Below are 10,169 nucleotides of genomic sequence, written 5' to 3' on the forward strand. Positions count from 1 at the left end.
GTTGCGTCACACTAGGGCGCTCTGCAGAGTTTCCGCAACGGTGACGTCACAGAGGAGGAAGTGTGGCGAACGGCGGCCTGCGGAACCGGCCGGAGTTCTGGCCGGTCCTGCTGCTGAGCGTCGCGCTGGTCGCGGTGCTCGGCGGTTGGGGTGCGACCAGCTACCTCGATCGGACCCGGCGTGAACCGCCGTGTACACAACGGACCGCGCTGCGGATCGCGGTGGCGCCGAGCGTCGAAGCGCCCGCCCGACAGGTCGCGCGCGACCTGGCCGCCCGGGAACGCTGCCTCGACGTGACGGTGCAGGCGCGCGAGTCCGCGGACGTGCTGCGCGACCTCATCCGCCCGGCGGCCGGCGGTGCGGGGACCGGCACAGCGACGGGTCCGCCGCCCACGGTGACGGCCACGACCTCGGCTCCCGCCGCTCCCCCCGACGCCTGGTTGCCGGAGTCGACGCTGTGGTTGCGCCGGGCCCACGCCGCCGGCGCCTTCCAGGTGCCGGCGGAGGGCGTCTCCGTGGCGAGCACCCCGGTCGTGCTGTCGCTCGACGAGCGGTCGGCCGCGCGGCTGAGGCGCGACCGCGACCTCGGTTGGACCAGTCTGGTCGCCGCCGAACGACCACCGCTGCCCGTCGTGCTGCCCGACCCGACGGCCAGCCCGCTCGGCTTCGGCGCGCTGGTGGGCATCCGGGCGCTCGCCGACTCCGCCCGACCGGCGGCGGGTGCGGCCGGCGCGGCGGCGATCATGCGTCGACTGGCGGCCCGCACGGTGCCGTTCCCCGGTGCGGCCCCCGCACCCACCGGCCCTGGTGCGGCCGAATCCGCGGTCGTCAGCACCGAGCAGGCGATCCTCCTGTCCGCCGCCGCCGGCGGCGGTACGCGCCAGGTCGCCGTCTACCCGCCGGCGCCCGTGCCCGGCCCGGACTACCCGTACGCGATCCTCGCCTCCGACGCGCGCCGCGACGGTGCCGCCGCCTTCCTGCGCGGGATGCTCGCCACCGAGGGCGCGGCGGCGTTGACCGGCCACGGCCTGCGCACCCCGAGCGGCGGGTCACCCGCCGGCATCCCCGCCGGCAGCGGGATCCGCACCGGGGAGTACCCGCCGGCTTCCATACCCGCCGAGGCGGACGCGACCGCGCTGCTCAACGCGTGGGGCGGGGTGCACATCAGCGCCCGGATGCTCGCGGTCCTGGACATCTCCGGATCGATGGCCGCGCGGCTGCCGGGGTCGACGCAGACCCGGCTCTCCGCCACGATCAAGGCCGCGCAGGGCGGGGCGGAGCTGCTCCTGGGCACCACCGAGCTCGGCGTCTGGGAGTTCTCCACCGACCTGGACGGCGAGCGTGACTACCGCGAGGTCGTACCGGTGGGTCCGGTCGGCCCGCGCCGTGAGGAGATCGTGGACGCGCTCGACCGGGTACGGGTCAAGCCGAACGGCGCGACCGGACTCTATGACACCACGCTCGCCGCGTACCGCGACGCGACCCGGAACTGGACCGTCGGACGGATCAACATGGTGCTGGTCCTGACCGACGGCAAGGACGACAACGCCAGCGGGATCAGCCGTGCGGAGCTGCTGGACGAGCTGGCCGGGCTGCGCGACAAGCGCCGCCCGGTGCCGATCCTGTTCATCGGCGTCGGCCCGGAGATCGATCCGGACGAGCTCAGACAGATCGCCCGTGCCACGGGCGGACGGGTCGCGCTGACCCCGCGACCGTCCGGCATCCAGCAGATCTTCTACTCCGCGCTGGCCGAGTTCAGCTGCCTGCCGCCGAAGTGCCGCCGATGACGGCCACCACGCGGGACCGCGTTCCCGGGCCGACCGCCGCCCGGCCGGTGGACGCGGCCGTCGGCCCCCAAGCGGTAAACCGTCGCCGGCGGCGTCTCGCCACCTGGGCGGGCGCGCTCCTCCTCGTGATGGTCGCCGTGCTGCAGCGCCCCGGCCGGACCACCTTCGACACCAAGCTGGACCTGGCCGTCGATCCGATCGGGTTCATGGCCCGGGCGCTGCACCTGTGGAACCCGGAGGCGGCCTCGGGGGAACTGCAGCAGCAGGCGTACGGCTACCTGTTCCCGATGGGCCCGTTCTTCGCCGTCGGTGACCTGCTCGGCCTGCCCCCGTGGGTGACCCAGCGAGCCTGGAGCGCACTCCTGCTCTGCGCCGGGTACCTCGGCGTGGTGCTGCTCGCCCGGGCGCTGCGGATCGGTGCCGAGCCCGGGCGGCTGCTGGCCGGGCTGGCCTACGCGCTCGCGCCCCGGATGCTGACCGAGATCGGCCCACTCTCCGCGGAGATGCTGCCGGTGGTCGTGCTGCCGTGGGTGTTGCTGCCGTTGGCGGCGGTGCGCCGCATCGGATCGGCCCGGCGCGCGGCGGCCCTCTCCGGGCTCGCCGTGCTCTTCATGGGCGGGATCAACGCCGCCGCCACCGTGATGGCGCTGGTGCTTCCCGCACTCTGGCTGGCGACCCGGCGCTGGGACCGGCAACTGGCCGTGCTCACCGCCTGGTGGTGCGTCTTCGTGGCGGGCGCGACCCTCTGGTGGGTCGCGCCACTGCTGCTCTTCGGGCAGTACAGTCTGCCGTTCCTGGACTACATCGAGTCGTCGGCGACGACCACCGCGGTGACCTCGCTCTTCCAGGCCGTACGCGGCACCAACCAGTGGGTCGGCTACGTCGTCCAGGGCGAACCCTGGTGGCCGGCCGGCTGGGTGCTCATCGACAACCCCGTACTGATGGCCGCGACCGCGCTGGTCGCCCTGGTCGGCCTGGTGGGGCTCGCGCTGCGCGGCCTGCCCGAGCGCCGCTTTCTCGTACTCGGCGTGCTGACCGGGCTGACCCTGCTGACCACCGGCTACCTCGGCACGCTGGACAGCCCGCTCGCCCCGTTCGTCCGCGACCTGCTCGACGGGCCGCTCGCGCCGCTGCGCAACGTGCACAAGTTCGAGCCGGTGCTGCGGCTGCCGCTCCTGCTCGGCCTCGCCCACGCGGCCAGTTACCTGGTCGCCCCCCGCCGGGTGCGGATCCCTGCGGCGCCGGTCGTGGCGGTCCTGCTGCTCGTCGCGTCCGCGCCCGCGTGGTTGCTCATGCTGCGGCCGGGTCCTGGCTGGACGGACCTGCCCACGCACTGGCGGCAGGCGGCCGGCTGGCTCGCCGCGCAGGATCCGCAGGCCCGCACGCTGGTCGTCCCCGGGTCCGGGTTCGCGCAGCACACCTGGGGCCGGACGGTGGACGAGCCACTTCAGCCGCTGACCGGCGCCCCCTGGGCGACCCGGCACCAGATCCCGCTCGGCTCCGAGGGCAACATCCGGGTGATGGACACCGTCGAGACGGTCCTGGCGCAGGGCCGGGGCTCACCGGCGCTCGCCGACTTCCTCGCCCGCTCCGGCTACCGCTACCTGCTGGTCCGCCACGACATCGACCGGACGGCCAGCGGCGCCCCGCCGGTCGCGGTCATCCGGCAGGCGATCGCGGGCTCCCCGGGGCTGCGGCCGGCCGCGTCGTTCGGTCCCGAGGTGAGCGTCGACGATCCGCAGCGCAGCCCGGTGGACGCGGCGGAGTCCGTACCGGCGATCGAGATCTTCGCGGTCGACCGCGCGGTGCCCACCGTGTCGGCGTCGGCCCGCGCCGACGTGCCGGTGGTCAGCGGCGGACCGGAGTCGCTGCTCGGGGTGCTCGATCAGGGCCTGCTCGACCCGCGGCAGCCGGTCCTGCTGACGGGCGACGCGGAACCGGCCGACGCGGCCGGTCCGCGGATCGTCACCGACGGGCTGCGGCGGCGCGAGCTGAACGTGGGCCGGATGCGCGACAATGTCAGCCACACCCTGACCGCCGACGAGGCGACCCGGCAGGGACGGATCCGCACCGACCTGCTCCCGTTCGCCGCCGACGGGCACCAGACCGTCGCCGTGTACCAGGGCATCCGGTCGGTGGACGCGTCCAGCAGCGCCAGCTTCGCCGACTCCGGCGGCGGCACCGAGCCGTCCCACCTCCCGTTCGCCGCGCTCGACGGCGACCCGGCCACCGCCTGGCGCTCCGACCCGTTCCAACCGGCTTCGGGCCAGTGGCTGGAGTTCACCCTCGACACGCCGCGCCGGGTCACCGAGGTGACCGTGGACTTCTCCGACGACCTGCGGGTGGCGCTCCCGGTCGGGCTGGTGCGGGTCAGCACCGACCAGGGTGCGGTCGACCGGGCGGTGCCCGACACTCCCGGACCGCACCGGCTCGAGACGCTCCCCGGCCTGACCACGACCGTACGGGTGACGGTGCTCGCCCTCCGCGAGGGCTACAGCGGCGGCGCGGTGGCGCTGCGCGAGCTCGGCGTCGCGGGGCTGGCGGCCCAGCGTGGGCTGCGCGCGCCGGCGGACCTGAGCGGGGGGCCGGCGCCGGCGTACGCGTTCAGCCGCGCCCCGCAGGACCGCGGCGCCTGCTTCACCGGCCCGGACGGGCTCCGCTGCGACCAGTTCCTGGCCCGTACGGGCGAGGAGCCGCTGGGCGTGGACCGGTTCTTCGCGACGCCGGTGGACGCGACGTACCACCTGCGCCTGACCGCGCGACCGCGCACGGGCGGGTCGATGCCGGTGGACCGCCCGGTGACCGCGTCGGCTTCGTCGGTGCTCGCCGGGGACGCCACGGTCGCCGCCGACGCGGCGGTGGACGGCGATCCGACCACGGCATGGCTCGCGGAACCGGTCGACGACCGTCCGACACTGCGCCTGCGGTGGGATCAGCGTCGGAAGATCGACCGGGTGCGACTGGTCGCGCCGACGGCGCCGGTCTCCGCCCGGCCGCGGCAGGTCGTACTGCGCACCCGGTCCGGTTCGACCACCGCGCCGGTCGACGCGGACGGCTGGATCCGCTTCCCGGCGCTGACCACCGACCGACTGGACATCGCGGTGACCGCGTTCGACGGCGCGGTGGCCGACCCGCGCGGCAACGCGTGGCCGGCGCCGGTCGGCATCGCCGAGGTCGAGGTTCCCGCGCTCGCCGGCCTCCTGCGGCCGACCGCTGCCGACACGCCGGTGGCGGTGCCGTGCGGCGGTGGGCCGACGGTGTCGCTCGACGGCGTCGGGTACCCGACCTCGGTATCCGGCACCCTGGCGGACCTGCGCGCCGGCCGGTCGCTGGCGGTGACCGTGTGCGACGACTTCGCGAGCGAGGGGGTGCAGCTCCCCGCAGGCGAACACCGCCTGCGCACGGTGCCCTCGGCCGGGTTCGTCGTGGACTCGGCAGCGCTCGTGCCGGACGGGACCGACCGGGCGGCGCCGACACGGTCGCGCGACGTGCAGGTCGGGCGGTGGGCCGCCACCGACCGGACGGTCACGGTCGGCGCGGGCGAGGCGGCGCTGCTCGTCGTGACGGAGAACTTCAACGCCGGCTGGACCGCGACGCTGGACGGCCGGCGGCTGCGGGCCGAGCGGGTCGACGGTTGGCAGCAGGCGTTCGAGGTGCCGGCCGGCAGCGGCGGCACCGTGACGCTCAGTTTCACCCCGGACCGGCCCTATCGGGCCGGGCTGGTGGCGGGTGCTGTCGCCGTGTTCGTCGTCGGACTCGCCGCGCTCGTGCCGGCTCGACGCCGCCGCCCGGTGGTGGGCCCGGCGACGGACCGGCCGTCCCGTACCGGCGGCGAATGGTGGGTCGTGGTGCCGCTGATGGCGCTCGCGGTCGCCCTCGGCGGCGTGGCCGCGGCCGTGCTGCTGCTCGCCGCCATGCTGGTGCGCCTGCTGCGGCCGGGTGCGCTGCCGGGGATCGCCTTCGTCGCCGGTGCCGGCGGCATCTCGGTGGCCGTCCTGGGCCGACTGCTGGGGCACGGGCAGGAGTGGGTGTACGGGACCGTCGTGCAGGCGGCGATGCTCGCGGCGGTGTGCGCCGTCGCGGCGACCGTGGTGCCGGCCGCCGGCCGGCCGCCTGAGGCCGACACCGAGCCGTCGCCGGAGCCCGCGCCCGCGCCACCCGACGAGAATCGGTACCGGGCGACGCTCGGCCGGTCGGTCGCGCTGTTCCGCGGCTTCCTGCACGAACAGTCAGACCCCGACCGGTTCTACTCGCTGCTCGCCAAGGACTCGGTACGCCAACTGCGGTCCTACGTGGATCTCGCCGGCGCGCGGGTCCTCGACGTGGGTGGCGGCCCCGGCTACTTCGCCACCGAGTTCCGGGAGGCCGGCGCGGCGTACATCGGTCTGGACCCGGCCGTCGGTGACTTCGCCGCGGCCGGTGCGGCGGTGTCGGGCATGCTGCGGGGCAGCGGGACCGCGCTGCCCGTACGGACCGGTGGGGTGGAGGTCTGTTACTCGTCCAATGTGCTCGAACACGTCGCCGACCCCGAGGCGATGCTGAACGAGATGGTCCGGGTGACCCGCGCCGGCGGCACCGTGTTCGTGTCGTTCACCCCGTGGCTGTCCCCGTGGGGCGGCCACGAGACCTCGCCGTGGCACTTCCTGGGTGGCGAGCGGGCCCGGCTGCGCTACCTGCGCCGCAACGGCCGGGAGCCGAAGAACCGGGTCGGGCACACCCTGTTCCCGGTCAGCGCCGGGCGGGCGATGCGGTGGGCCAGGGCGGCCCGGCGCGCCGGCGCCATCGACATCGTCGACGTGCTGCCCCGGTACCACCCGGGGTGGGCGCGGTGGGTCGCCCGGATCCCCGCGCTGCGGGAGACGCTCACGTGGAACTTCACGATGGTGCTCCGGAAAACGGCGGAACCCGGCGATCGAGCGTAGAAGATGCCGCGCAGGGGTCGCTTCGGGATGTAACTCGGTAGTAACCTCTGGCAGCCGGCAAGCAGTCCGCCTGCCGAACTAACCGTCCCTCAATACGTGGAGGCACTATGAGGTCTCGCGTCATCGGCGCCGCGCTGTTCGGCGTCGGTGTCCTCGCGTTGGTCTTCGCCGGCGGTCTCGCGTTCGTCGTGGCACCCCAGGCGGAGCGTCTGCCGTACGACCTGGAGCGTACCCAGTCCGTCGCCGAGGCACCCAACGCCCGCTTCATGCAGATCACCAACGGCAAGGCGGAGGTGAACCAGGGCACCCTGCGCTCGACCATCACCGTAACGCCGGACACCGCGGAGACCGCCAAGCTGGACGGCCGGCTCGACGGCGACGCCGTCGTGTGGCTGGTCGGGCAGGAGGTCGTCCGCACCGACACCAAGGCCCTGATCAGCGCCTACAGCACGTCGCTGGCGCTCGACCGCAAGACCGGCGCCGCCCAGCAGTGGGACAAGCAGTGGCTCGACACCGGCAGCAACCGGCAGAGCGTCAACTACTCGGGCCAGATCTACAAGTTCCCGTTCGGCACCGAGAAGAAGACCTACGAGATCTTCGACCGGGACATCAACACCACCCAGCCGGCACGCTTCATCAAGACCGAGCAGATCAACGGGCTGGAGACCTACCAGTTCACCCAGGAGATCCGCGACGCGACGCAGCCGTTGCCGGCCGATCGCCTGAAGCTCCTGGTGGGCCAGCTGGTGCCCGGTGCCACCACCGGCCGGGTCAGCTACAGCAACACCCGCACCGTGTGGGTGGAGCCGGCCACCGGCCAGTTCATCAAGGTGCAGGAGAAGCAGAGCAAGAAGCTCGTCGGCGACAACGGGCAGGAGACCGTCATCCTCGACGCGGTCTTCACCTACACCGACGAGACGATCGCAGGCAGCGCCGACAAGGCGGGCTCCAACCGGCAGCTGCTCCAGATGGTCAAGCTGTGGGGTCCGCTCGCGCTCGCGGTCATCGGCCTGGCGCTGGTGATCGTCGGTCTCCTCATGACGCTGCGCCGTCCCCGCATGGCGACGGTCGGCGGCAGCGCCCCGGGGCCACGCCGGGGTTCCGGCCGCCACACCGACACGGGTCCGGGGGGAACCACGGACCCGGTACGCGACGGGCCACCGGCCGATCCCGACCGGCAGCAGAGGGCCGACAGGTAGGCCGACCAGTTCGACGGATGCGCCCCTGAGGTGCCGGCCCGGTCGGGCCGGCACCTCAGTCGCATCCGATGCTTCGGTGCACCGCGAACGGCCGCAGACCTCGCCGAGCAGGCCCCGACACGGCACAGTTGCCGTGCCCGCTCGCCGGGTTACCGACCGTCGAACACGTCATCGAGCACGAGTCTCGCTCGGCCCGGAACCTCTTCTTCTGGGAAGATCTCCATACACAGGGTGAGCACCTGCTCGGAGCTGGTCAGCCCGAGATGCTTGACCAGGAAACGGATGTCCTCGGCATCCCGACGTCGCGCGGCGAGCCGGCGGAAGGCCTCCTCGATCGCTGTACGATCCAGCAGCGGATCGTCGGCGCTCATGCGACGTTCAACTCTTGGGCCGCCACGTACACACCGCGACGCCGGAACGCCGCCGGCGCGTGCACCATCGCGTCGACTCGGGCAGCGCGAGTGTTGAAGGGGAACCAGAATCGCCGCAGCGAGCGCGTTTCAACCCACGAGGGGGCACCGCGCCCGTCCTTCGCCGCCACATGCTCCGCCAACGCCGCGAGGAACACGTCCCAATGCTCGTCACCGGTGAGAGCCGGTTCCGAGTCCAGCAGACCAACGCGCGTCTCGACCGGTTCCCAGCGGTACTCCTCCAGGAACTCCGCCACGTACCGCCACCGTTCCGCCTCATCGGCTCCTGCGAGCAGGGCACCGAGGCGCTCCATTGTCAGGGGCTCGTACGCCGCAACACGATCCTTCACACCTTGACGCTAGTACACACGTGGACGGATTCGTGGTCAGCCACTGCCCGTTATCGGGCCCTGAGCTGCCAACTACCGGTTCACACATGGCCGAGTCGGCGCAGCGGAAGAGGAGGGACGAGGCGCTCTTGAGCCGCCAGGGGCCACGGATGCCCCTCCGACCCACATCATCCGGGTAACAGGGCATACTCGGCGACCAGGTACGACCGGTAGGAGGTCACCGCGGGAATCGTCACGTTCAGTCTCCCCGCCGTCGTAGTCAGTACCGCCTCATATCCCAACAGCGCACCGGAGCCTGGATCGACGATCACCGTGTACTGGGCAGGGAGTCCGTGGGCGCTCGACGTAATCGAGAACGCCTCCCGGCGCGCCCGGCCCGGTCCCCGTACAACCACGGCAACGCCGACCCGGATGGAACATCGCCCAGACGTCGCCACGCCACCGTCCACGCCTCGGCTGGCCAGCCGGTCGCCGAGCCGGCGGAAGGCAGCCGGCGCGTGCGCCATCGCGTCGACTCGGGCAACGCACGTGTTGAAGGGCAACCAGAATCGCCGCAGCGAGCGGCTCTCCACCCACGAGGGTGGCACCGCCCCCGCGGGCATGGTGGGGGGCGATCGCGGGCGGCTACGCGCCGGACCGGCGCTGTCCGTTCGTCAGGTTCCGCTCGGCGAGACGCTTTCCGTGCCGATGGCGCCGGACCGCGATGACCACCGTCAACACGGCACCGACCAGCACGCTGAGGGATGCCAGGGCCGAGGCGGCCAGCGCCGCCAGCGCCCTCGAACGCGCATCGTGGAACCGGGGAGGATCACCGATCGAGAAGGACGAGGTGAGGTGCTCGTCCGAAACCGTGCAGGTCAGCGTGTACGGGCCGGCCGGTTTGGCGTACATCATCTGTACGCCGCGCCAACGCTCGCCGTCCACCTCCAAGGTGAGATCGTCGGAGAGCATCGAAACCAGACTCGACTCTCCGAGCTTCTGGGTGTCCGCCTCCGAGTAGTGGCAGGCTGGGAAATACTGCTCGCCCTTGACCCACACCATCTTCCCGGCCTGGGGCACATGCACGGTGATCGGCTGCCCGGGCGTGACGCGCTGCCCGAGGTCACCCCCGAAGGGAATCAGGAACAGCATCGCGGCGGCGGCCAGCACGCCGCCGACGGCGATCAGCGCCGGAACGACGTACCAGATCCGGCGGGGCGGTGATGGGTCGGCAGCGACGGTCACCGGAGCAGGATCCATGGAAGCATGATTGCTTGTCGTCTATGGCCGTGCCAGTACCCGTTCGGCCTGAGGGGCCGGCCGCTGTCGCATCGCTGCCAGAGCCGCACGGGCCGCGACCTCACTGACCGGCCACCTGTCGTCGACCACGAGGGGAACGCGGATGGCTGTCACCTCACGGTTACGTCTGCTTCGGCAGGGTGAGGATTTCGGCTCCGTCGTCGGTGATGGCGATCGTGTGCTCACTGTGCGCTGTCCGGCAGCCTGTCGCGCTTCGGAGTGT

General features: G+C 72.8%; 7 protein-coding genes and 1 pseudogene. 3 read left to right on the top strand and 5 right to left on the bottom strand.

The features are described from left to right. Positions 1 to 62: 62 nt before the first annotated feature. The 3 genes from ACH4T9_RS21295 to ACH4T9_RS21305 all read left to right on the top strand — a co-directional run bounded on the left by ACH4T9_RS21295 (position 63) and on the right by ACH4T9_RS21305 (position 7,908). On the top strand, positions 63 to 1,787 hold the full coding sequence (locus tag ACH4T9_RS21295; RefSeq protein WP_396673418.1) for a substrate-binding domain-containing protein: 1,725 nt from the start codon (positions 63 to 65) through the stop codon (positions 1,785 to 1,787). Further along, positions 1,784 to 6,709: an alpha-(1->3)-arabinofuranosyltransferase family protein gene (locus ACH4T9_RS21300; protein ID WP_396673419.1), complete on the top strand. Its 4,926-nt coding sequence runs from the start codon at positions 1,784 to 1,786 to the stop codon at positions 6,707 to 6,709. The genes ACH4T9_RS21295 and ACH4T9_RS21300 overlap by 4 nt, the downstream gene beginning before the upstream one ends. Positions 6,710 to 6,816: 107 nt before the next feature. Next, positions 6,817 to 7,908, top strand: a complete 1,092-nt coding sequence (locus tag ACH4T9_RS21305) for a DUF3068 domain-containing protein (protein ID WP_396673420.1) — start codon at positions 6,817 to 6,819, stop codon at positions 7,906 to 7,908. Between the two features lie 149 nt (positions 7,909 to 8,057). Here ACH4T9_RS21305 and ACH4T9_RS21310 read toward each other — a convergent pair whose 3' ends face one another. From ACH4T9_RS21310 to ACH4T9_RS21330, 5 genes and pseudogenes are all read right to left on the bottom strand, one after another. After that, positions 8,058 to 8,279 carry a hypothetical protein gene (locus ACH4T9_RS21310; RefSeq protein WP_396673421.1) on the bottom strand — a complete coding sequence of 74 codons (222 nt, stop codon included), beginning with the start codon at positions 8,277 to 8,279 and terminating at the stop codon, positions 8,058 to 8,060. Continuing rightward, the gene (locus ACH4T9_RS21315; protein WP_396673422.1) at positions 8,276 to 8,668 is read right to left on the bottom strand and encodes a hypothetical protein; all 393 of its coding nucleotides are present in this window, start codon (positions 8,666 to 8,668) and stop codon (positions 8,276 to 8,278) included. Before ACH4T9_RS21315 ends, ACH4T9_RS21310 begins: the two co-directional genes overlap by 4 nt. A gap of 167 nt (positions 8,669 to 8,835) precedes the next feature. After that, positions 8,836 to 9,240, bottom strand: a complete 405-nt coding sequence (locus ACH4T9_RS21320) for a hypothetical protein (RefSeq protein ID WP_396673423.1) — start codon at positions 9,238 to 9,240, stop codon at positions 8,836 to 8,838. 52 nt (positions 9,241 to 9,292) lie between these two features. Further along, entirely contained in the window at positions 9,293 to 9,907 is a 615-nt protein-coding gene (locus ACH4T9_RS21325) for a hypothetical protein (protein WP_396673424.1), read from the bottom strand. Positions 9,908 to 10,067: 160 nt separating this feature from the next. Further along, positions 10,068 to 10,169, bottom strand: a pseudogene (locus ACH4T9_RS21330) (type I methionyl aminopeptidase); the annotation flags it as partial.

This window comes from Micromonospora sp. NPDC020750, assembly GCF_044334565.1.
Lineage (GTDB): Bacteria > Actinomycetota > Actinomycetes > Mycobacteriales > Micromonosporaceae > Micromonospora.

What these genes read in the sequence shown, in the direction of transcription:
- ACH4T9_RS21325 (WP_396673424.1), bottom strand. Translation starts at nt 9,907, where the DNA reads ATGGATCCTGCTCCGGTGACCGTCGCTGCCGACCCATCACCGCCCCGC.
- ACH4T9_RS21305 (WP_396673420.1), top strand. Translation starts at nt 6,817, where the DNA reads ATGAGGTCTCGCGTCATCGGCGCCGCGCTGTTCGGCGTCGGTGTCCTC.
- ACH4T9_RS21300 (WP_396673419.1), top strand. Translation starts at nt 1,784, where the DNA reads ATGACGGCCACCACGCGGGACCGCGTTCCCGGGCCGACCGCCGCCCGG.
- ACH4T9_RS21310 (WP_396673421.1), bottom strand. Translation starts at nt 8,279, where the DNA reads ATGAGCGCCGACGATCCGCTGCTGGATCGTACAGCGATCGAGGAGGCC.